The organism is Kitasatospora sp. NPDC059747 (genome assembly GCF_042732955.1).
In the GTDB taxonomy this organism is placed as follows: Bacteria; Actinomycetota; Actinomycetes; order Streptomycetales; family Streptomycetaceae; genus Kitasatospora.
Window position 1 is genome coordinate 9638 of sequence record NZ_JBHWGV010000040.1, and the last position, 21833, is coordinate 31470.

At 74.0% G+C, this 21833-nt stretch carries 15 protein-coding genes and 1 pseudogene; 6 read left to right on the plus strand and 10 right to left on the minus strand.

All coding sequences use genetic code 11. The features are described from left to right. The 8 genes and pseudogenes from ACFV4G_RS19165 to eccB form a co-directional block, all read right to left on the minus strand. A pseudogene (locus ACFV4G_RS19165) lies at positions 1-6459 on the minus strand (hypothetical protein); the annotation flags it as partial. Positions 6460-6532: 73 nt separating this feature from the next. Beyond that, positions 6533-6832, minus strand: a complete 300-nt coding sequence (locus ACFV4G_RS19170) for a hypothetical protein (protein WP_380441773.1) — start codon at positions 6830-6832, stop codon at positions 6533-6535. Then, positions 6825-7259: a YbaB/EbfC family nucleoid-associated protein gene (locus ACFV4G_RS19175; protein ID WP_380441775.1), complete on the minus strand. Its 435-nt coding sequence runs from the start codon at positions 7257-7259 to the stop codon at positions 6825-6827. Before ACFV4G_RS19175 ends, ACFV4G_RS19170 begins: the two co-directional genes overlap by 8 nt. A gap of 125 nt (positions 7260-7384) precedes the next feature. After that, positions 7385-9619: a hypothetical protein gene (locus ACFV4G_RS19180; protein ID WP_380441777.1), complete on the minus strand. Its 2235-nt coding sequence runs from the start codon at positions 9617-9619 to the stop codon at positions 7385-7387. Positions 9620-9727: 108 nt separating this feature from the next. After that, entirely contained in the window at positions 9728-10192 is a 465-nt protein-coding gene (locus ACFV4G_RS19185) for a hypothetical protein (RefSeq protein WP_380441778.1), read from the minus strand. Between the two features lie 13 nt (positions 10193-10205). Continuing rightward, the gene (locus tag ACFV4G_RS19190) at positions 10206-10496 is read right to left on the minus strand and encodes a hypothetical protein (protein WP_380441780.1); all 291 of its coding nucleotides are present in this window, start codon (positions 10494-10496) and stop codon (positions 10206-10208) included. A gap of 49 nt (positions 10497-10545) precedes the next feature. Then, positions 10546-10899 carry a hypothetical protein gene (locus ACFV4G_RS19195; RefSeq protein ID WP_380441782.1) on the minus strand — a complete coding sequence of 118 codons (354 nt, stop codon included), beginning with the start codon at positions 10897-10899 and terminating at the stop codon, positions 10546-10548. Between the two features lie 57 nt (positions 10900-10956). Continuing rightward, entirely contained in the window at positions 10957-12402 is a 1446-nt protein-coding gene (eccB, locus tag ACFV4G_RS19200) for a type VII secretion protein EccB (RefSeq protein ID WP_380441784.1), read from the minus strand. 152 nt (positions 12403-12554) lie between these two features. Here eccB and ACFV4G_RS19205 point away from each other — a divergent pair, with 152 nt between their 5' ends. The 3 genes from ACFV4G_RS19205 to ACFV4G_RS19215 all read left to right on the plus strand — a co-directional run bounded on the left by ACFV4G_RS19205 (position 12555) and on the right by ACFV4G_RS19215 (position 17139). Beyond that, entirely contained in the window at positions 12555-15365 is a 2811-nt protein-coding gene (locus ACFV4G_RS19205) for a BTAD domain-containing putative transcriptional regulator (protein WP_380441786.1), read from the plus strand. Further along, positions 15362-16180, plus strand: a complete 819-nt coding sequence (locus ACFV4G_RS19210) for an MBL fold metallo-hydrolase (protein ID WP_380441788.1) — start codon at positions 15362-15364, stop codon at positions 16178-16180. The genes ACFV4G_RS19205 and ACFV4G_RS19210 overlap by 4 nt, the downstream gene beginning before the upstream one ends. A gap of 119 nt (positions 16181-16299) precedes the next feature. After that, positions 16300-17139: a DUF4389 domain-containing protein gene (locus ACFV4G_RS19215; RefSeq protein ID WP_380441790.1), complete on the plus strand. Its 840-nt coding sequence runs from the start codon at positions 16300-16302 to the stop codon at positions 17137-17139. On the opposite strand, the gene ACFV4G_RS19220 is transcribed toward ACFV4G_RS19215, so the two are convergent. Both ACFV4G_RS19220 and ACFV4G_RS19225 read right to left on the minus strand, forming a co-directional pair. Beyond that, complete coding sequence (locus tag ACFV4G_RS19220) at positions 17115-17825, minus strand: hypothetical protein (protein WP_380441792.1); 711 nt, start codon at positions 17823-17825, stop codon at positions 17115-17117. The two genes, ACFV4G_RS19215 and ACFV4G_RS19220, sit on opposite strands and share 25 nt — an antisense overlap. A 73-nt stretch (positions 17826-17898) precedes the next feature. After that, complete coding sequence (locus ACFV4G_RS19225) at positions 17899-19191, minus strand: permease (RefSeq protein WP_380441794.1); 1293 nt, start codon at positions 19189-19191, stop codon at positions 17899-17901. Positions 19192-19360: 169 nt separating this feature from the next. Here ACFV4G_RS19225 and ACFV4G_RS19230 point away from each other — a divergent pair, with 169 nt between their 5' ends. From ACFV4G_RS19230 to ACFV4G_RS19240, 3 genes are all read left to right on the plus strand, one after another. After that, positions 19361-19714, plus strand: coding sequence for an ArsR/SmtB family transcription factor (locus ACFV4G_RS19230; protein ID WP_380441796.1), 354 nt, complete (start codon positions 19361-19363; stop codon positions 19712-19714). 113 nt (positions 19715-19827) lie between these two features. Further along, complete coding sequence (locus ACFV4G_RS19235; protein WP_380441799.1) at positions 19828-21186, plus strand: MFS transporter; 1359 nt, start codon at positions 19828-19830, stop codon at positions 21184-21186. Between the two features lie 119 nt (positions 21187-21305). Continuing rightward, a complete protein-coding gene (locus tag ACFV4G_RS19240) occupies positions 21306-21725 on the plus strand; it encodes a YciI family protein (RefSeq protein ID WP_380441801.1) in 420 nt (139 codons plus the stop codon). Positions 21726-21833 lie beyond the last annotated feature (108 nt).

Sequence of the window (21833 nt, forward strand, 5' to 3'; positions counted from 1 at the left end):
CGCGCGCGCCCGGCGGCGGGGCGCCCGCCCTGGCGCGTCTCCCCCCGCCCACCCCCCCCGCCCGCGCCGGGCCCCCCCGCCCCGCCCGGCCCCCCCGCCCCCCCCCTCGACCTCGGGGAGGTCGTTCAGGTGCTCCAGGCCCGCCACCTCGGTGATCGGCACGTCCCTCGGAACGATGACCACCCGGACCTCCTGCGTGAGGAGCCGTTCCGCGACCTTCGGATCCCGCAGCATGCGCGCGACCTGCTCGTACGCCGCGTGCCGCGCCGCGACGGGCTGGTGGGTGCGGGGGTCGACGTCCACGATCAGCCGGGCCGCCGCCTCGGCGAAGTCCTCCGGCTCCAGGCTCTCGCGAAGGCCCCTGACGTACTGTGCGTCGCGCGCGAGCTCACGCCGGGCCTCCGGCGCGAGGAGCTCCAGCTCGTGGACGGACCGCACGGGCGCCGGCGCGCCGCCCGGGACGGCGGGGCCCGGCTCCGGCGCCCCCTCCGGCGCCGGGTTGTCGATGTCCATCGCGGCATCGGTGTGCATCGCGGTACTGGTGTGCATCGCGGTACCGGTGTCCGTCGCGTGATCGATGTCCATCGCGGTGTCACCGTCCCCGGGCCCGTCCACCCTGATCACCTTCTTGGGGTTTCCCTTGAAGGGCAGCACGGGCTCCCCGGTGCCGAAGTCCAGCTTCGCCTTCCGGATCGACGCGAGGATCTTCGGGAGCACGTCACCCGTCGGACCGGTCCGGTCCTCACCGTGCTCGATCGTCAGGTACAGGTCGTCCAGGTTCACGCCCTTCTCCCGGGCGTAGGTGGTGACCCGTTCGAGGTTCGCGGGCTTCAACATCCAGTCGAAGACCTCCTTCCGCACCTCCTCGACGGCAGCCCGCAGTTCCCCGGGAGCACCGGCGGGCTGCCCCGCGGCGCCGCCGGGCCGGTTCTCCGCCCGGAGGTGCCCGAAGGCCCGGTAGAAACCGCCGTACTCGCGCAGCGCCGGCTCCGTCGGCATCCTCCAGGGCCCGGCGGCGTCCTCCGCGCGCGGTGCCGTGCGCCCCGGCTCGGGGTTGAACCGCAGGTCGGCGAGGCGGCGCCCGAGGCGGATGGCGGCCGTCGACAGGGCCAGCGCCTGGGCGGTCGGAAGTCTGTGCTCGTCCTGGATGCCCGCCTTGATGCCGGCGAACGGCCCTCGCGGGTCCAGCGGGGCCGACGTCGAGTGGCTCAGCACGTTCTTGGTCAGCCCGCCCGGCCCGAACTCGGGCCTGCCCAGGCCGTCCCTCGGGATCAGGTGCGGCGGCATCGCGCTGCCGTCCGGGCCCGGTTGTCCGGCCAGCAGCCAGTCGCGGCCGACCCGCGTCCTGACCATCTCCTTCTGCCACGCCTCGGTCGTCTTGTAGCTCGCGGGGTCCACCGGGACCATCGCGTTCCGGTCCCCGGCCGGCTCCCGGTGCGACCGGTTGAGCCGGTCCTCGCTCCGGAACCGGTCGGCGAGGTTCTTCCCGTAGTCCTCCCGGTAGGGCCCGAGTCCGATGGTGTGCCGGGCCGACCTGGCGGAGGAGTTCGGATCGCCGTCGCCCAGGCGGAAGTCCTTGCTGTTCAGACGCGCGGACGGGGTCGCGAGGCCGACGTGCGACTGCCCCAGCGCCATCTTCGGCCCCGCGCCCTTGCCCTTGTACGCGGCCAGCTTCTCCAGGTGGTCCACGACGAGCCGGGACAGGTCGGTGACCGTGGCACCGCCCCGGAAGTCGGTACGGAAGGCCTCACCGCGGTTCGGGAGACGGTTGTTGGACGCGTCGGCACGTACCCTCTCGACGATCTCGTCCCGCCCCTGGCCCAGGGGCGTGGAGGTCTTCGTGGACCGCGTGCTGTTCGGCACGGCCACGGTCTCCGGCTTGCCCTCCAGCTCGTTCCGGTAGTACCGGTCGAGCTCCCAGGCGTTGATCCGGTTGAGCCCGCGCCCGAGTTCCTCGAACTCCGCCCGGCCCGGGCCCCACTTCAGGGCCTGGGTGCCGGTCCCGTCGGCCAGCAGCACCGCCGGCCCGTCGACCATCAGGTTGGGCTCCGGCGCGTAGGGCAGCAGCGGGGCGTACGAGGCCTGCCAGTCGCGCTCCAGCATGTCCGTCTCGACGGCGAGCCTCACCTGCTCCAGGATCTCCGCCCGGCCTCGGGCGTCCAGCCACTGCGCCGGGAGTTGCTTCCCGCTCCTGGTGAACCTCCCTTCCACATCGGCGACGAGCCGGTCCAGGTCCGCCTGTTCGGTGGGCATCCGGTACCCGCCGACGAAGGCCAGCGGGCGGCTGGGGTCGAGGGCGTCGTCGTCGAGGTCGAACCGGTGGTCCGTCTGCTCGCCCGTGCCCGTGGGCGAGTGGTCGGGGTGCGGCTGCGGCCGGTGCAGCGTGTCCTCGACGAAGTTGAAGACGTGCTTGCCCGACGGCACCTTGCGGGAGCCCATGTCGTAGTCCTGCACCGCGAGGTACGGATGCAGGTCGCTGTCCATCATGGCCTTGATCAGCTGGTGGGTCGGCGCGCTGTCGAGGAGCGCGTTGCGCATCTCGCCGTAGGGGAAGACCTCCTCCCCCTTGACCTTGAGCCACGAGAACGTCGACTTCACGACGGCCACCGGCACGCCCATGGTCGCCGCGATGTTCCTGGCCTCCCGGGCGGCGGCGGCGAGGGCCGCCTCCTCGCCCTTCGGGGCGTTCAGGCCGATGACGAAGGCCACCCGGCGGTCCATGCCGTGCGAGCCTTCCATGATCCGCTCGATCACGGTCCTGATCTCGCCGGCGCTCTTGTAGCTCGTCATGGCGCTGACCACGAAGCCCAGCGGTCGAAGAGGGGGGAGGGCATCGGGTTCACCGGGCTTGAGGAACGCCAGGTAGTCCGCCTCGGACAGCTTCGGCACGGCCCCGACGTTCCTCGTGACGTTCTCGAAGGCGGAGTTGCCCGGTCGATCGTCCGTGCCGAGACCACCGATGAGGTCGCTGACTCCGCTCGTGAGTCGCGGCGCCACGAAGGTCGTCGGCCCGTCGCCCTGGCCCGGAGCGGCGACCTGGTGCGGCTGCCCGCCCTGCTCGGTCGGGGAGGACGGCGCCAGGTGCGGGCCGGTGCCGTCGTTCGGGTGCACCGGATCCTTGCCGTAGAGGCGCTTCAGCAGAGCGGACACCTCCGGCGGCTCGTTCCGCCGCACCCGGTCGGGCCCGCCGTCGGTGCCGAGGTAGCCCTCGGTGACGCGGGCGAAGTACTCGTGCTCGCCCCGGGATACGTCGTCGCCCGTCCGCTGCCCCGCACCGGCCCCCTGCTCCCCGCCCTCCGTCCGGGTCCGGTAGGCCTCCCTGATGATCGCCCGGTCCCGGGTCGGCAGCACGTCGAGGACCGCGTGGGCGACGTCGTGGGTCGTCGTCGGGTGCCCGCCGGGCACGGCGCCCACCCGGTGGCCCGCCTCCAGCAGCTTCACGGCGACGTGACGGTTGCGCAGCATCCGGGCGACCTGCTCGACGGCCTCCCGGTGCGCGGGCCCGGACCCGCCGGTCCGGGGGCCGGAGTCGACCATCAGGTGTGCGGCGGTCTCCGCGAACTCCCGGGTGTCGCCGAGCTTCTTCAGGCTCTCGATCACGGCCGCGTCGCGCGCCAGCTCCCGGCGCCGCTCGTCCGGCAGGTTGCGCAACGCCTCCGCCCGTTCGGCGGCGGTGAGTTCGTGCAGCCGTGCGGGATCGGGCAGCAGCGGGTGCTCGGCGGCGGTCGGACCGTCGCCGTCGGAGGACGTGCGCAGGAGGTCGCCGAAGGTGCGCCGGTCGGGCGAGGACTCGTCGAACACCCGTGCGCGCTCGGCGGATTCGGCGCTGCGGAACACGGGCCCGGTGCCGTTCCCGCCCGTCCGCGCCTGGGCGTCCGCGAACCGGGGCGAGCGGGCGAGGTCGTCGACGACGTGCTGGACGTACTGCGGGTCGACGGCGCGCCGGTCGCCGTAGCCGAGGAACTCGACGGTCTGGGCGGCGGGTTCCCACTCCCCGTCGGCCTCCCGCCGGCGGAGGAGGTCGGCCATCCGCTCCGGCGGGATCTCCCGGCCGTCCAGCACGGGCCGGCCGTTCTCGCCGACGTGCACGACGACGGGGAACCGGGTGCCGTCCTCCGCCGCACGACCGAGGACGCTCCCGAGGTCCGCCGGGAAGCGCGGCGCACTGGCGCCCGTGTCGTGGAGGAGCCAGCCGCCCCCGTCGGGGAGGTGGCGACCGGCCGCGGTGGCGGCGTGGGGCGGCGTGGCGTCCGGGGCCGCCTCGACGACCGGCAGGACGGGGACGTCGACGTTCCTCGGCGCCTCGGGCGCCACGGACCTCGGTGCCTCGGGCGCCACGGACCCCGACGTCGCGACCCGCGTCGGCGGGGCGACCTGCCCCGGCTCCCCGCCCGCCGTCGCGGCGTGCACCGGTGCCTCAGGCTCGCTCGACGGCGGTGCGGACGGCGAACTGCCGCCCTCCGACGAGGTCTTGACCGCCCCCTGCTGCCCGCCGGTCTCGTGTTCGGACGGCTGCTGGTGCTCCGCGCCGCCCTGGACCTTCACCGAGTCGGGCACCGGCGCGGTCGGAGCCTTCTCCGACGACGACCGGGACGACGAGGAGGACGAGGTCGACGAGGACGACGACGCCTTGCCCCCGACCGTCGACGTGCTCCCCGCCTTCGGGACCTCCGGGTGCGCGGCCCCGCCCACGTGCTCGGGCCCGCCCGTCAGCGGCTTCGGCCGCGGCACCGGGAACGGGGCGGACCGGCCGGTCAGGTTCGCCACCGCCGAGAGGATGGTGAGCGGGTGGTTCCACGGCAGGTACTGGACCCCCGGGCCCGTGTCGTTCGGGTCGGCCAGCTTCTTGCTCACCCACTTCCCGTAGTGCTCCGCGAGCGGGGCGACGCCCTTGTGGCCCATGTGGCCGACGAAGCCCATGGCCATGCCGGAGACGAAGGTCTCCCACGTGACGGAGAAAGAGTGGTCGGGCCCGAAGGTGAGGTTGTAGAAGCCCTCGGTGAGGCCGTTCTGCACGCCGGCGCCGAGGTAGCCGCCCACGGCGACGCCCATCCTGAACAGCCTGGTGTTGCCGCCCACCTTGTCGAGCAGGCCGGGCACCTGCTCGACCAGGTGATCGACCCCCTCCGAGCTCAGCCCGCGCGACCCCAGCGCGTCCCGCATCGCGGTGCGCAGCGCCTCGTGCTCGGCCGCGCCGCGCCCGCCGCTCACCGCCATCGCGTGGGCGAAGTCCTTGCCGAGCTGGGTGGCCTCCTCCTTGCCGAGGACGCTGCCGAAGTGCTGCTCGAAGACCTGCGCGACGTCCTTCTCGAACCGGGCCACCGCGTCCTTGCCGAGCTCGCGCAGGCCACCCGCGAAGGCGTTGCCGATCTCGTGGGAGTAGCGGCCGATGGTCTGCGCCAGGTCGTTGCCGAAGGCCTCGGCGGACTCCCTGGCGAGCCACTTCTCGCCGTCCCGGGCGGCCGCTCCCGCCGCGGCGTGGGCGGCCTCGTTGGCGACGGCGTGGGCGGCCTCGTTGGCGAGGGCGTGCTCGGCGCTCCGCGCCGCGTCCCGCGCGGCCGCGTCCGCCGCGCTGTGCCCGGCCTCGTTGGCCAGGGTCTTCCCGGCGCCCTTCGCGAGGTCCTTCGCCGCCGTCTCCCCGATCGTCCGGGCCGCGTCCTTGGACAGGACGCCGGCCAGGCCGTCCTTGGCGAGCCCGTTGGAGACCCTGGCGAGGTCGCCGCCGAGGACGCGGCCGGCCTCCTTGCCCAGGCTCTTGCCGATCACGCCCCGGAAGAGCTTGGTCAGCCCGCCGCCGAGCAGGGCCAGCGGGCCGCCCACGATGCCGTTGAGGGCGCCGAACTCGACCGCCTGGAGCGTGGACTTGGAGTCCCACTCGGTCTTGTCGCCGCGCCCGATCTGGATGAGCTGGATGATCGTGTCCATCACCAGACCGCCCGTGATGCTCACGACGGTGTGCATCACGATCCGGTCGATCAGCCAGGCGAGGATCTTGCGGATCACGCCCTCGGCCACCGCCCGGGCGGCCACGATCGTGCCGAGGGACGCCCCGCCGGTGAACGGGCTCGCGGCGATCGCCCAGGCGATCTCCAGGGCCAGCTGGATGAGCTGGGCGATCGTCATCCACTTGGCGTACTCGACCTGGTTGGCGGTGTCGTGCGCGACCTGGCCGAGCTGGGTGCACTGCTTGCCGGCCAGGTCGAGGGCGTTGTCCTTGCCGCCCGCGCCGACCAGCGCGCCCGCCGCCGCGGCGAGTTCCGTACCGGCCTGGCCCGCGATGTTGTCCGTGCAGTACGCGGCGGCCTGCCGGACGTAGTCCTCCAGCTGCGGCATGTTCTTGCCCACCAGCAGGTAGTAGTCCCCGGCCTTGCGCAGGTCGTCCTCCTTGGCCTCCGGCCACGCCATGCCGGTCAGACCGTGGAAGAGGTTCGCGAGCCCGACCGGGATCTCGATCGACATGGCGGGGGACTCCTGAGGGGTACGAAGTGCGTCGGCCGGGTCGCCGGAGGCGCCGCGGGGCGTCCGGGAGGCCTTACTTGACGGTCGTGGACAGGTCGTCGTCCGTCTTGGTGAAGAGCTTGGCGGCGTGCCCGCCGTTCTCACTGAGCTTCTGGACGACCTGGCCGACCTGGTCCATCAGCTCGATGAGGTTCTTGGTCGGCCCGTCGACCGTCTCGTGGTAGCTCTTGCCGATCTCGTCGTGGCCGGCCGAGTTCTTGTTGTACTTGTCGATCTGCCCGATCCGGCGGTTCATCTGGTCGAGCAGGGTCGTCATCGACCCCAACTGGGCGAACGAGCCGCCCAGTTCGGCCGTGGCCTTGAACTCACCCACGGAACTCCTCCTGCCGCTCGCGCCGGGCGCCGGCGCCGGGGCCCGGGCGCATCGCCTGGAGCGGGGCCAGCAGTTCGTCGAGTTCGGTGCCGCCGGTCATCGAGGTGCGCAGCATCTCGCCGAGCCCTTCGAAGGTGCCCAGGGACTCCGTCACCTTGGCGCCCATGTCCGCCCGGGCCCGGTTGAGCACGTCGGTCAGGGCCGCGCTCAACTGGGCCGGGGCCATGGAGCGGTAGGCGGTGGTGTGGAAGGTCAGCGACACCACCTCGCCCTGCGCGCCGAGGACGGCCGTGATCATCCGGTCCTTGGAGGTGACGGAGACCGTTTCGGCCTGGAGCTTGCGGGTGGCCTCCTCGATCTTGGCCTGCTGCACGCGCAGGGTCTCCATGGCCTCTTCGATCTGCTGCGCGAACGGGGAGACGGCCATCGGGCTCCTCTCGGACAAGGACGCGCACCGGGCCCACGGGGGAGGGAGCCCGGCGCGCGCCGGCTTTCGGGGTTGTCATTCCGGACAACGGGACGGGCGGCGGCCCGCGTTCAACCCGGGTGCCGTCAGCGGCCGATGACGCCGCTGACGGCGCCCGCGTCGGTGCCCCACACCTCTTCGTCCTCGGCCAGCCAGGTGGTGCGCTGCCGCTCCTTGTTCTCCTGGGCGCCGGCCCCCGCCCCCATGCCGCCGGGCGGCATCATGGGCGGCATGCCGCCGCCGGTGGTGGCGGTGTTGCGGCCCTGGAGCTGCGCCTCCTCCTGGGCCGGGTTCGGGCCCTTCGGGCCGGGCTTCTCGGCCAGGGCCTGCTCGGCGGCGGCCTTCTTGGCGGCCGCCAGGGTCGCGGCGTCCTCGGGCGAGTTGACGAGGCCGCCGTCGGTCAGCGCCTTGCCCCCGTAGAACCCGCCGGTGACGGACAGCGGCTCCCCGGACCCGGTCTCCGGCCTGGGGGCGCCCACCTCCAGGCCCGGCAGGCGGAGGCCGCCCGACGAACCCGGCGAGCCCGGCGAACCGTCGCCGAGGTCGAAGGAGCCGGGGTCGGTCCACCGGTTCCCGCCGCGCAGCGACCCGAGGTCGAACCCGCCGCTGCCGCCGGTGGTCGGGTCGAGGGTGGTCAGCTCGTTGAGGGCGTGCTCCTCGTCGGCGAAGAGCTGGTCGTTGGTGGTGACGGGCTTGCCGTTGGCGTCGAGGAGCCGGCCGTCCTTGTCGATCGTGCCCTTCTTGCCGGCGTAGACCGGATTGCCCCGGGCGTCCCGCAGCGGCTTGCCGTCCGGGCCGATCACCATGCCGTTCCCGTCCACCTTCGAGCCCGGCGGCACCGTGAAGTACCCGCCCCCGGGGACGACCGGCGCCGGCTTGCCCAGCGTGGTGCCCGGCGGAACGACCAGGGGCCGGCCGTCCGGTCCGAGCACCGGCTTGTGGTCGGGCCCGATCACCCGGCCCTGGCCGTCGATGGTCGAGCCGGGCGGGACGGTCAGCGGCTGGCCGTCCTTGCCGACCAGCTTGTTCCCGTCCTTGTCGAGCAGCGGGACGCGCATGCCGCCGGTGCCGCCGGGGTCGAGGGTCAGCGGCCCGCCGTCCTTCGGCGGGGGCGGTCCGCCGCCGTTGATGCCGTGCGAACCTCCGCCCTTGCCGCCCTTGCCGCCGAGGCCGAGGTCGCCCTTGCCGCCGCTGCCGCCGAGGCCGAGGTCACCGTTGCCACCACCACCGCCGCCGCCGAGGCCGAGGTCGCCGCCACCGCCCTTGCCCCCGTCCTTGCCCCCGCCGTCACCGCCCGGACCGGGGGGAGCCGGCGGCGCGATGGCCGTCCCGGTCGGGGTCTCGACCCTGAACCTGGTGTTCAGCTTCGTGCTGACGGCGGTGAACTGCAGCCCGAGGTTCCCCATCGCGGTGCTGGCGTCGGCGTCGAGGTACTTGACGACGTTGTCCCGCCAGACCTTCTTCGCCAGGGCCTCCACGGCGTTGCGGAACTCGTCCGACTTGACGTCCATCCCGTTCGAGATGACCGTCTTCTTGGTGGTGTCCGCGTGTGCGGGCAGGATCAGCTGGTTGAGCGCGTACCGCAGGCAGGGCACCGGGGACGCCTGGGTGTTGAAGGCCTGGTAGGCCCCCCGGTCCGTCAGCCAGGCCTGCCGGGCGTCCAGGAGCGCCTTGTACGCGGCCTTCAGGCCGTCGGCGGCGGTCCCCAGCGCGTCGGACGGGTTCCCCTGCAGCGTGATCTCCAGCTGGAGGACGCTCACGGCCTGCTCGAAACTCGTCAGGTAGGACTTCAGCTCGCCGGCGGCGGAGCCCTGGAAGTCGCTCCCCTCGACGTCCAGGGTGTCGGCCACCTTGTGCACGTCGCTCTTGACCTCGGCCAGCAGGGCCGAGAGGTGGTCGATCAGGTACCTGCCCGACTTCAGGCTGGGCACGCTGGTGGCGCTGTTGTCGCCACCGGCGTACAGCCCCCACATCACGTCGGTCCACGCGCTCGTGAAGTGGGCCCACTTGTTGGCCCCGGAGTTCCAGCCGGGGTTGTCGCCGTTGCCGTTCCAGTTGCCGTTGAAGCCGACGTACCAGCTCGGCGTGTTGTCGTTCTTCGACTTCTTCAGCGGGTGGAGGACGGCCACGACGTCCATGTTGCTCGTGCTGATGGCCGTCGTCGAGCAGTAGGCGCCGCTCATCAGCCAGTCCCCGGACACCGCCGGGTTGGCCACGTCGTCCCGGGACGGGTAGTCGGTGATCCCGAAGGCCTTCAGGGCCGTCTCCCACGGGTAGTTCGGGCTGCTGTCGCCGCCCCCGCCGGTTCCGGTTGCGCCCAATCGACTCACGCTCCTGCGATGCTGCGTACGGAAGGGGCCGGGGTTCGGAGGGGATCCGTCCCGACCCGGGTATGTGCCGCCGCCGGCCCGGCGCCGGCGGCGGCGTCACTACGGTGCCGGCGGGGCCCCCGAGGGTCCCGGCGGCGGGGGCGTGGACGGGCTGCTGAGGATCTCGAACATCTCCGCCGCGGTCAGCGCGTGGTCCTCACCCTCCTTGAACTTCATCTTGGCGATCGCCAGCCCCAGCGTGATGTCGTCCAGGGACTTCACCAGCACGTCCAGTTCGGCCTTCACACCGCCCGCGAAGGTCTTGAACCTGCTCTGCATCTCGGTCGACGGGCCGAGCCCGAGCGCACCCAGCAGCTTGGTGTAGGTGTCCGGGTAGTGCTTGTCCCCCGGGGTGTCGGCGCCGCCGGCGAACGCCTCCACCTGCAGGACGAGGTTCTTGTGACCGTCCGTCGGTGCCGGCATCCCGGGCGGCGTGGCGTCTCCGGTGAGCCACTGCCGCCAGAGGTCCACCTTCGCCGTGAGGTCGGCGATCGTCTGGTCGTTGAGCCGGAGCTCCTTGGCCATGCCCGTGCTCCGCTCAGAAGCCCGCGGCGGCGGCCCGGTCGGCGTACTTCATGGCCTGGTTCATCTCGTCGAGGGCCCGGGCGCCGTCGCGCATGTCGTCGTGCATGGCGCTGGAGCTGCTCCTCGCGATGTTCAGGAACTCGCTGAACGCCTGCTTGTACTGGCCGGCGTTCGCCTCCATGCCCTGGAGCCGGCCGATCAGTTCCTCCAGGCCGCTCTGCATGGTGTGGGCCGCGCTGAGCAGGTCCTGGAAGGCCGCGTCGATCGACTCGTGCCTGAGCATGATGTCGGTGGGGCCGCTCATGGCGTCTCCTCCTCGTGTTCGTGGGTTGCGTAAGGGTGATGACGGAGCGTCAGCTCTTGCCGCCGAGGGCGTGGAAGACGCCGTCCGAGGCGCCCCAGTTGCCGCCCTGGACGTGGGCGTCCTCTTCGGCCTTGGTGAGGATCGAGCGGGCGCTGCCCAGGTCCTGGGTGAGCTTGTCGAAGGCCTGCATGACCCGCTTGTAGTTCACGACCCAGTCGCCGACCTTGTCCTGGAAGGTCTTGCTGGCCACGGAGACGTAGTTGGCGGCGATCTCCATGTTGATCCGCTCGACCGTCTGGCCGGAGCTGATCATCTGCGAGATCTGGCCTTCGAGGCTCTGCAGCGCGTTCTGGATCGCCTGCTGCTCCACATTGAGCAGGCCGCCGGGTGCGGGGGTGGTCATCGGAGCTCCTTTCGTTCGTCGGTCTACCTCGTCAACGGAGGCTGTTCGCGGGCGGGTTCAGCCGCAGGTGGGCGAACTCCCCCGGCCCGCCGGCGCGCTCGTCGCGGCGTCGCCGCCGAGGCCGGACGGATCCAGGCTCGGGCCCGTCGGCAGCAGTCCCAGGACGCCCGACGGCACGGCCACCGGGGTGGCGCCGGCGTAGCCGAGCTGTTTGACGGCGGCGGCGGACGGCAGCGGGTAGCGCACGCCCGCCTCGGTCACCAGGTACTCGGTGCTGCCCGTGCCCGCGCCGGAGAGCGCCCGCACGAGCGCGCCGCGGCCCGGGCGGACGGCGACCAGGTCGGTGACCGCGCAGCCCGGTGGCGACACCGGCGCCCGGCCCGCTCCGGCGTCCGCCGCGCTCAGGACCGTCACCGAGCCGACCGGCGCACCCGTGCCCACGTGCAGGTCCGCGCACACGCCCTCGTCCCGCAGCGGAGTGACGAGCGTCGGCGGGGACTCGGGCAGGCCCGGTGTCGGGGCGCCGGCGCCGGGCGCCGTGTGCGCGGCGAGGTCGGCGGCGCCGATCCGCGCGGGTACCGGGGCCGTCCCGCCGTACGCGTCGTTCTGGGTGCGCGGATCACCCATCAGGAGGGCGAACTGCGTACCGGTCAGCGGCACCAACCCCTCCCGCTGGAGCAGGTAGCGCACGCCGCCGGGGGTTTCGAAGAGCCGGCCGACCCGGGTCGGGGCGCCGGCCAGCGCCGGGCCCGGGTCGCCGCGTCCGGGGACGGCGGGCGCGGCGAGGTCGGGGCCGGCGGGCAGCGCGTTGAGCAGCCCGGCCGGTACGGGGAACGGCGTCGTGCCCGAGTAACCCAGCGCCTGAATGGCCTTGTTCGCCGTGTCGACGCGCAGGCGCTGGCCCTGCCAGAGCAGGTGGACGGCGCCGTCCGGGGTCGTCACCAGCAGGCCCTGGCCGGGGGCGAGCGCCTTGCCCTCCCTCGCCGGGTCCAGCTGCACGCCCAGCTTCGGCACGGGCGCGGCCCCGGCGGCCCCCGGCTGGACGGTGGCACACACCAGCCAGGTGCCGCCCGCCAGGTCGGCGGCCGGCGGCAGCCCGTCCGGCGCGCCCGCGATGCCGACCGGCGCGCCGCGCGGGGTGTCCGCGAGCGAGGCGCGGCTCACCTCCTCGACCGCCATCTGCTCGCCGGCCACGAGCTTCGCGCTGGTGTCGTTGAGCACCGGGTGCAGCTGCCCGCCGACGTAGAGGTAGCGGGCGCCGGTCTCCTTGACCATCACCAGCGTGCCGGGCTTGGCCCAGGCCGTGTCGCCGCCAGGCACCATCACCCCGTAGACGGCCGCGCCGAGGCCGATCAGCACGCCCAGCGCGAGCCCGGTCACCGCGCCCCGGGTGGTGCGTCCGGTCGGGGTGTCGGCGGCGTCGGGCTCGGCGCGCAGCATGCCGGAGGCGAGCCTGCTCACCACGAACAGGTGGGCCTGCACCTGGTCGCGTCGGGACTGCATCCACGTCCTCCCCGTGTTTCCGGGGCGCCCGAGTGCGCGCCCCTCTCCGTGAACGGGACCGACGGGCGGCGGCGTTCAACGGGCCGGCTCCGACGTGGCTACCCGCGGGTAAGCTGCGGTCGGACCAACGGCATGACGGCGGGACGGAACGCATGGGGATACGGCTGCTCGGCCCGGTGGAGCTCACGCGCGGCACCGGCGCCCCCACGGCGGTCGGGGGTGCCCAGCGGCGGGCGGTGCTCGCCCTGCTGGCCCTGGAGCTGAACCGCACGGTCCCCGTGGAGCGCCTCGCCGGGCTGCTCTGGGACGACGAGCCGCCCGCGCACCCCAAGGCCGCCCTGCAGGGTCACGTCGCCGCGCTGCGCAAACTGCTCGCCGGGCCCGGCTCCCCGTTCGAGCTGACGACCCGTTCCCCCGGCTACCGCCTCACCGGCGATCCGGCCGCCGTCGACGCCCTGGCCGCCGAGGCGCTGGGCGCACGGGCCGCCGCGACGGACGACGACGCGACGGCCGCCGCGCTCCTCGAACGGGCCCTCCGCCTCTGGCAGGGCGCGGCCCTCGCCGACCTCCCCGCCACCGCGCGCGCCGCGGCCCTGGCCCGCCGGCTGGACGGGGCCCGCACCGAGCTCCTCAGCGCCTGGGCGCAGCGCCAGCTCCACCTCGGGCGCGGTTTCGCGGCTGTCCCGGCGCTGGAGCAGGCCGTCGCGGCGGACGGGCTGAGCGAGCCCGTCGCCGCCCTGCTGGTCCGCTGCCTGCACCGGAGCGGCCGGACCGCCGCCGCGCTGGAGGCCTACCACCGGTCCCGCGCGCGCCTCGCGGAGGAGCTCGGCGTCTGCCCGGGCCGCGAGCTCCAGCAGGCCCTCTCCGACGTGCTCGCCGACGAGGAGCCCGAAGAGGAGCCCGCCGTGCCACCGACGCCCGCGCCATCGGCGGCACCATCGGCGGCACCCGACCAACTCCCCGCCCCTCCGCGCGGGTTCGTCGGCCGCGAGGCGGAGGACCGCTGGCTCGACGCCCAGTGCGGCCCGGACCGCACCGGGGACGGACTGGCCGTGGTGGTCGGCCCGGCCGGGGTCGGCAAGACGGCGACGGTGGTCCGCTGGGCCCACCGCGCCGCCCCCGGTTTCCCGGACGGCCGGCTCTTCGCCGACCTGCGCGGCTTCGACCCGGCCGGACCGGCCGACCCGGCGCACGCCCTCGGCCGCTTCCTGCGCGCGCTCGGCGTGCCCGAACCGGCGATCCCCGAGGACCGCCCCGCGCGCGCCGCACTGTTCCGCGAACGGACCCGCGGGCGGCGGCTGCTGGTCGTGCTGGACAACGCCCGCAGCGCCGACGACGTCGCCGACCTGCTGCCCGCGGGGCCGGACGGCGTCGCCGTCGTCACCAGCCGCAACAGCCTGGAGGAGCTGGTCGTCGCCGACGGCGCCGCGCTGCTCCAGGTCGACGTGCTGCCCGACGGCGACGCCCACCGCCTGCTCCAACTCCGCCTCACCGCCGAGCGCGTGGCGGCCGAGCCGGACGCGGCCCGCCACCTGGTCGAGCTGTGCGACCGGCTCCCCCTCGCCCTGCGGATCGCCGCCGCCCGGCTCGCGGCCCGCCCCGGCTGGCAACTGGCCGATCTGGTGGCCGAGTTGGCGGACGAACGCACCCGCCTGTCGACCCTCGCCACTCCGGACGGCACCCTCGGCGTCCACTCGGCACTCAGCCTGACGTATCGTCATCTGCCGTCGCACGCACGATATCTCCTGCCCCTCCTGACCCCCCACCCCGGCACCGAGGTCGACGTCCACGCGGCCGCCGCGCTGCTCGCCGCCGACACCGACGCGACCCGGCTCGCACTCGGCTCCCTCGCCGCCCACCACCTGCTGACCGAGACCACCCCTGGCCGCTTCGCCCGCCACGACCTCGTCCGCCTGTACGGCGCCGGGCTGTTCGCGGACCTCCCCGCCGCCGGCCGGCAGGACGCGTTCCGCCGCCTCGTCGACTACGAACTGCTCGCCACCGGCACGGCCATCCGCCGCCTGAACCCGTACCACGAGCCGTTCCGGCCCCCGGGCACCGGGCACCTCGCCCTCCCCCGGCTCACCGACCCGCAGGCCACCCTCGCCTGGTGCCACGCCGAGGAACCGGTGCTGCGCGCACTCGTCACGACCGCCGCCGACCGCGGCGAGCACGACCGCGCCTGGCGACTGGCCCGGGCGACCGCCACCCTCTACTACGGCGCCGGGCGCGTCCACGACCGCCTCGCCTGCCTGCGCGTCGGGCTGGACGCGGCGCGAGCGAGCGGCGACCGCGAGGGCCTGGCCGCGATGGAGGCCGCGACGGCCTGCGCCCTCGGCTCCACCGGGCGCGTCGCCGAGGCGCTGCCCCTCGCCGGGCGGGCCGTCGAGCGCACCACCCCGGAGGACGGCGACCTGCACATCCACGCCCTGTCCGTGCGCGCCTCGATGACCGCCCTCACCGGCGACCAGGCCGGCGCCGACCGCCTCTCCGACGCCGCCCTCGCCCTCGTCCGGCGCACCGGCCTGCGCGAGCACGCCGCCACCGTGCTCAGCAACGCCGCCGCCCTCAAGGTCGTCCTCGGCGCCCCGGCCGCCGCGCTCGACCTCGCCCGCGAGACCCGCGACCTGCTCGCCGCACAGCCGACCGCCAACGCCTACGTGTGGGCGATGGTCAACGAGGCCTTCGCCCTGCACGCGCTCGACGACCCGCACTCCGCCGAGCTCACCTGGCGCGAGGCGCTGCACCTGTGCCGCTCCTCCGGCAACGTGCGCCTGCACGCCCTGGCGCACCGGCACTTCGGCGAGTTCCTGGACTCCCTGGGCCGCTCCGCCGAGGCCGCCGAACACCGGCGCACCGCCGGCGAGCTGTACACCGCGCACGGGGACGTCCAGCTGGCCGCCGGCCTCGACCGGCTGCTGTCCCGCACCCCCGAAGCCCCCCAACCCCTGGAGGCGACATGACCGTTCACCACCTGGACTGCGGCACGATGTGCCCGCTCGGCGGCCGCGCGCTGATGGGCGGCGGCGGGCGGCTGCTCGGCCTGCTCTCGGCGCACTGCCTGCTGATCGAGGGCGCCGACGGGCTGGTCCTCGTCGACACCGGCTTCGGCACCGACGACGTGGCCCGCCCGAAGGAGCGCCTCGGGCGCCGCTTCCTCGCCACCGTCCGCCCCCGGCTCTCCCCCGCCCGCACGGCCCTGCACCAGGTCCGCGCCCTCGGGTACGACCCGCGCGACGTCCGCGCCGTCGTGCTCACCCACCTCGACGTCGACCACGCGGGCGGCCTCGCCGACTTCCCGCACGCCGACGTCCACGTGCTCGCCGACGAACTCCGCGCCGCCCGCGCCGGCGCCACGTTCAACGAGCGCGACCGCTACCGCCCGGCCCAGTGGGCGCACGGCCCGCGCTGGGTCGAGCACCGGCCGGACGCCGCCACCGAGGACTGGTACGGCTTCCGGGCGATCCCGGTCCTCCCGAAGGCCGGCACCGACGTCCTGCTCGTCCCCCTCGCCGGCCACACCCGCGGCCACAGCGGCGTCGCCGTCCGCACCGGCGACCGCTGGCTGCTCCACGCCGGGGACGCCTACTTCAACCACGCCGACATCGCCCCCGGCTCCCCGCGCCGCCCGGCCGGGCTCACCGCCTTCCAGCGTCTCCTGGCCGTCGACAACCCCGCCCGTCTCCACAACCTCGACCGCCTGCGCGCCCTCCAGCGCTCCCGCTCCGCCGACGTCCGGATCATCTGCGCCCACGACCCGGCGTACCTCACGGCTTAGGCGGCGTCAGCCGTCCGGCCCAGCTCCGCGCGCGGGCCGGACGGACTGCTGCGATCTTCGGAAGGCACCCGGCCGCGCCCGACCGCCGGGCCCGTCGTCCCGAGACCGTGGAGGCCCGGATGTGGCAGGCTCCCCCCGCCCCCGTCAGCCGTGAGTGGCTCCCGGTGCTGGACATGCCGGGGCCGGGGGCGCAGAACCGGTGGACGGTCCTGCTGCGGCTGCTGCTGCTGATCCCCCAGTTCGTGGTGGTGTGGGTGCTGTCGGTGGTGGCGTTCTTCGTCACCGTCATCGGCTGGTTCGGCGCGCTGGTGCTCGGCCGCCTGCCCGGCTTCGCGGCGGACTACCTGACCGCGTTCGTCCCGTACGACACCCGGGTCACCGCCTACCTGATGCTCATGCACGACCGCTACCCGCCGTTCCGGTTCCGGACGCCCGAGCACCCGGTGCAGGTCGAGCTGCGGCCCGGGGAGCTGAACCGGCTGGCCGTGCTGTTCCGCATCGTCCTCGTCATCCCGGCGGCGATCGTGCAGGGCCTGGTGTACGCGGGGTGGTGGATGGTGTCCTTCGTCCTCTGGCTCGTCGTGCTGATCCTCGGCCGGATGCCGCAGCCGCTGTTCGAGGCCACGGCCGCGATCGTGCGCTACCGGATGCGGGCCACCGCCTACTTCGTGATGCTCACCTCCGCCTACCCCAAGCGCCTGTTCGGCGAGGAGGCGGGCAGCGAGCCGGACGGCCCGGTGTCGGCGACCCGCCCGCTCGTGCTCGGCGGCGGCGGGCGCGGCCTGCTCGTCGTCTTCATCGTCCTCGGCGTGGTCTCCTGGGCGACGAGCTCGATCACCACCACGGTGACCTCGGACGACGACAACGACAGCACCAACCCGACCCAGCGCGTCATCGCGCCCCTCGTGCCGGGCGGCCCCGCCGACGGCGCGCTTCAGAGCCCGCTCGGCCAGTTGTAGCTGCTCGGCACGGTGACCGCGGCGTTCTCCGCGGCCGTGCCGTAGACCAGCGCGATCTCGTCGTGCGCGTGCAGCACGATCGCCGCCGGGTCGCCGGACACCGCCTTGCCGTCCACGTACGCGGTGAGCGTGTGGGTGGCGTCGGTGCGCAGCCCGCCGAGGTGGTCGGCGGAGGCGGAGACCTGCCACTCGGTCAGGAACTGGCCGAGGCTGAAGTCGGCGGTCACCGGCGACTCGATGTGCACGACGCCGGTGGTGTCGTGGGTGTGCAGCGGGCTGAGCTTCTGCGCGGCCTCGTCGATGCCGACCAGCGCCGGGACGGTCACCGGCTGCCCGTCGGCGTAGACGTCGAGGTGGGCGTGGATGTGCAGGGCGGTGCCCTCGGCGCCGAGCATCGGCAGCCCGGCCGCCTTGACCGCCGCCTCGACGTCGGCGGGCGCGTCCCAGGGCGGCGGGGTGGTGCGGCCCTCCGCGGTCGTGCGCGGGTGCGCCGGCACGCCGGAGGGGGAGGTCGAGCTCTGGTTCGTCGCGATCACGCCGGCGATCCCGCCGATCACGGCGAGCGAGAGCACCCCGACGACCCCGCCCACCAGCCATCGGTGTCGCCGCTCCCGGCGGGCCTCCTCGGCCCGGATCGCGGCGGCGCGGGCCCGTCGTTCGGCCGGCCCCGGTTTCTGCGCTGACATGGGTGCGGGCCTCCTCGGTCGAGGTAGCTGCCCTCCTCAGCGTGGCAGAGTCGGCGCGGCTCGGCGCGCCGAGTCAGTGGTGCCCGTGGCCGTCGCCGTGCCGGCCGTCGCCGTGCTGGCCGTGACCGTCGTGGCCGCCACCGTGCTGGCCGTGACCGTCGTGGCCGCCACCGTGCTGGCCGTGACCGTCGTGGCCGCCACCGTGGGCGCCGTGCTCGTCCTGCGCGTGCCCGCCGTCCGGCGAGCCGCCCATCATGCGCAGCATCGCCGTCCCTCCCGTCCGGAAGAAGCGGACCACCAGGACCGCCGCCAGCAGCAGGAAGGCGATGTTCAGCCACGTCGTGTAGTTCCACTCGACGCCCGCCATCGGGATCTCCGCCGTCCGCTGGTCCGGCACCAGCCCGAGCCCGCCGAAGGCGAATTCGACCACGTACCCGGCGACCGCCATCGCCGCGTAGAAGGTGCCGAACAGGAACAGCGCCATCCGGCCGCCGTAGTACTTCCGGTAGATGTTGAGGATCGGCAGGATCAGCAGGTCCGCGAAGATGAACGCGACCACCCCGCCGAAGCTGATCCCGCCCTTCCACAGCACCACCGCGAGCGGCACGTTCCCGATCGAGCAGACGAACGACGCGACCGCCACCAGCGGGCCGACCAGCGGCCCCCACAGCTTGCTCGCGAGCGGGTGGTCGGCGAAGAAGAACGCCTGCCAGAAGCCGTCCGGCACCCACGCGGCGATCGCCCCGGCGATCAGCAGGCCGATCACGAGGTCCTTGAGGATGGCCGCCCACTCCATCACGAACACGTGCGAGACGGACGTGACGCCCTCGCGCGAGAGCAGCCGCTTCGCGAACGACCCCTCGCCCCGGACGGACATGTCCATCGCCGCGTGCCCCTCCATCGAGCCGGCGCGACCGTGCTCCGCCTGCTCGCGCGCCTCGCGCAGCAGGCGGTCCCGCAGGAACAGTCGGAACAGCAGCGCGAGCAGCAGGATCATCACCGGGCCGCCCACGAACTCGGCCGCCGTGAACTGCCAGCCCAGCAACAGGGCCAGGATCACGCCGAGTTCGACGACGAGGTTGGTCGAGGCGATCTCGAAGGCCATCGCCGCCGTGAAGTCCGCCCCCTTGCGGAACAGCGACCGGGCCAGCGCGACCGCCGCGTACGAGCACGACGAGGACGCCGCCCCCAGCAGGGACGCGACGGCCAGCGTGCGCGGGCGGTCGTCCCCCAGCAGCCGGACGATCGTCGCCTTGCGCACGACGGCCTGGACGACGGCGGACAGCAGGAAGCCCAGCACCAGGGCCCAGGTGATCTCCCAGGTCATCGAACCGGTGATGGACAGGGCGTGCAGGATCGCGTGCATGTGGTGGTCGGCCTTCCCCCGGGCTCCCCGGTTTCCTACCGGAACGGTCCGGGATCATATACCCCAGCACGGTATACGAGCGGCCGCCACTCCGCCGGACTTCCCGGCAACTCACCATGAGTGCGCACCCGAGCACTCCCACGGCGGCCGGACGGCCTACGATGGCCCGATGAGCAGTGGCACCGAGCTGGCAGATGCACACCACTCGCACCAACGCGCCGAGGAGCGGCTCGACGTCGCCGCCACCATCCTCGGGCTCCTGGCCGACCGCACCCGCCTCGCGCTCCTGGAGCGGCTCGGCGAGGGGGAGGCCGACGTCACCACGCTGACCGAGGCCACCGGCGCCGCGCGCCCCTCCGTCAGCCAGCACCTGGCCAAGCTCCGGCTCTCCGGCCTCGTCACCACCCGCCGCGACGGCCGCCGGGTCGTCTACTCGCTGCGCCACGGCCACCTGCGGCGCCTCGTCGACGAGGCGATGAACGTCGCCGACCACCAGATCCGGCACCTGCCGCCGCACGACTGACGCCCCCGCGGGCCCTATCCGGGCCCACGTCCCACCAATATGTGCACAGGTACGCACGCATTGACTATCATGGGCACGTCCCCCACCGCCCCCTGACCACCGGGACGGCCCGCATGCTCTCCGTGCTGCGCAACCGCGCCTACCGCCACCTGTTCACCGCGCAGGTCGTCGCGCTCGTCGGCACCGGCCTGGCCACCGTCGCGCTCTCCCTGCTCGCGTACGACCTCGCGGGCGCCGACGCCTCGGCGGTGCTCGGCACCGCGCTCGCGATCAAGATGGTCGCCTACGTCACGATCGCCCCGCTGGCCGGCGCGATCGCCGGGCGGATACCCCGGCGGGCCCTCATGGCGGGCATGGACCTCACCCGGGCCGGAGTGGCGCTCACCCTGCCCTTCGTCACCCAGGTGTGGGAGGTCTACCTGCTGATCTTCCTGCTCCAGGCGGCCTCCGCGGCCTTCACCCCCACCTTCCAGGCCACCATCCCCGACCTCCTGCCCGCCGAACGCGACTACACGCAGGCGCTGTCGATGTCCCGGCTCGCCTACGACCTGGAGTCCCTGTTCAGCCCGGCGCTCGCCGCCCTCCTGCTCACCGTCGTCCCGTACAACTGGCTGTTCGCCGGCACCACCGCGGGCTTCCTCGCCTCCGCCGCCCTCGTCGTCTCCGCCGTCCTGCCGAAGCCCGCCCCGGTCGAGCGCACCGGCGGCGCCTACGCCAGGGCCGCGTTCGGCTCCCGCCTCTTCTGGGCCACCCCGCGGCTGCGCGCCCTGCTCGCGCTCGACCTCGCCGTCGCGGCGGCGGGCGCGATCGTGTTCGTCAACACCGTCGTCGTGGTCCGCGAGCACTTCCACCGCCCGGCCGGCGCCGTCTCGCTCGCCCTCGGCGCGTACGGCGCGGGCTCGATGCTGGCCGCCCTGCTGCTCCCCCGGCTGCTCGCCCGGACCGGCGACCGGCCGGTGATGCTCACCGCCGCGTTCGCGCTGCCCGCCGTGCTCGCCGCCGTCACGGCGATCACGGCCGCCGGGCCCGGCGCGTGGGCGTGGGCCGCGCTGCTCGCGGCCTGGGCCCTGATCGGCGCGGGCAGCTCGGCCGTCCTCACGCCGGGCGGCCGGCTCATCCGCCGCTCGTCCGCCGACGGGGACCTCCCCGCCGCGTTCGCCGCCCAGTTCTCGCTCTCGCACGGCTGCTGGCTGCTCACCTACCCGCTGGCCGGCTGGCTCGCGGCGGGCGCCGGACTCCCGGTCACGGCCGTCGTGCTCGGGGCCGTCGCGCTGGCCGCCGCGGCCGGTGCCGCCGCCCTGTGGCCGGCCCGCGACCCCGACACCCTCGGCCACCTCCACACCGACCTCCCGCCCGGCCACCCCCACCTCACCGACGCCCGCCCGGCCACCAAGGGCGGCTGGCAGCACGTCCACCACTACGTGATCGACCAGCACCACCACAGCTGGCCCCGCCCGGCGGCGGGCCACTGAGAACCGGCCGGGAACAGGTCCCAAAAAGTTTTCCCTCCTTGTGTCGATCCGCCACGCCGCCGTTCGACCTGAGGTAGAGAGGGTCGACGGACGACCCCCCGACACCGAGGAGAACGACGATGGCCAAGTACATGCTGATCATGCGCGGCACCGACGAGTCGATGACCAAGATGATGGAGACCCCCTTCGAGGAGATGCTCGAAACCGTCGGCCGCTTCAACGAGGAGCTGATCAAGGCGGGCGTGCTCGTCGCCGCCGAGGGCCTCGACGACCCGGGCCAGGGCGTCGTGGTCGACTACAGCGGCGAGACCCCCGTCGTCACCGACGGCCCCTACGGTGAGACGAAGGAACTGTTCGGCGGCTTCTACCTCATCGACGTCGCCTCGAAGGAGGAGGCGGTCGAGTGGGCGAAGCGGATGCCCGCCATCCCCGGGTCGAAGTGCGAGATCCGGCGCGTCCCGGCGATCGACGAGTTCCCGCAGGACAACGAGTGGATCGTCAAGGAGCGGGCGTGGCGCGAGCGGACCGGCCAGCTGTGACGGAGCCGGCTCCCGCCGACGGGGCCGCCGGGGGGCCGGCCCGCCCCCCCCGCGCCGCGCCCCCGCGGGCGGGGGGCGGCGCGCCGCGGGCCGGGAAAAAAAAAACAA

What these genes read in the sequence shown, in the direction of transcription:
- ACFV4G_RS19175 (WP_380441775.1), bottom strand. Translation starts at nt 7,259, where the DNA reads ATGGCCGTCTCCCCGTTCGCGCAGCAGATCGAAGAGGCCATGGAGACC.
- ACFV4G_RS19185 (WP_380441778.1), bottom strand. Translation starts at nt 10,192, where the DNA reads ATGGCCAAGGAGCTCCGGCTCAACGACCAGACGATCGCCGACCTCACG.
- ACFV4G_RS19190 (WP_380441780.1), bottom strand. Translation starts at nt 10,496, where the DNA reads ATGAGCGGCCCCACCGACATCATGCTCAGGCACGAGTCGATCGACGCG.
- ACFV4G_RS19195 (WP_380441782.1), bottom strand. Translation starts at nt 10,899, where the DNA reads ATGACCACCCCCGCACCCGGCGGCCTGCTCAATGTGGAGCAGCAGGCG.
- eccB (WP_380441784.1), bottom strand. Translation starts at nt 12,402, where the DNA reads ATGCAGTCCCGACGCGACCAGGTGCAGGCCCACCTGTTCGTGGTGAGC.
- ACFV4G_RS19205 (WP_380441786.1), top strand. Translation starts at nt 12,555, where the DNA reads ATGGGGATACGGCTGCTCGGCCCGGTGGAGCTCACGCGCGGCACCGGC.
- ACFV4G_RS19210 (WP_380441788.1), top strand. Translation starts at nt 15,362, where the DNA reads ATGACCGTTCACCACCTGGACTGCGGCACGATGTGCCCGCTCGGCGGC.
- ACFV4G_RS19215 (WP_380441790.1), top strand. Translation starts at nt 16,300, where the DNA reads ATGTGGCAGGCTCCCCCCGCCCCCGTCAGCCGTGAGTGGCTCCCGGTG.
- ACFV4G_RS19220 (WP_380441792.1), bottom strand. Translation starts at nt 17,825, where the DNA reads ATGTCAGCGCAGAAACCGGGGCCGGCCGAACGACGGGCCCGCGCCGCC.
- ACFV4G_RS19225 (WP_380441794.1), bottom strand. Translation starts at nt 19,191, where the DNA reads ATGCACGCGATCCTGCACGCCCTGTCCATCACCGGTTCGATGACCTGG.
- ACFV4G_RS19230 (WP_380441796.1), top strand. Translation starts at nt 19,361, where the DNA reads ATGAGCAGTGGCACCGAGCTGGCAGATGCACACCACTCGCACCAACGC.
- ACFV4G_RS19235 (WP_380441799.1), top strand. Translation starts at nt 19,828, where the DNA reads ATGCTCTCCGTGCTGCGCAACCGCGCCTACCGCCACCTGTTCACCGCG.
- ACFV4G_RS19240 (WP_380441801.1), top strand. Translation starts at nt 21,306, where the DNA reads ATGGCCAAGTACATGCTGATCATGCGCGGCACCGACGAGTCGATGACC.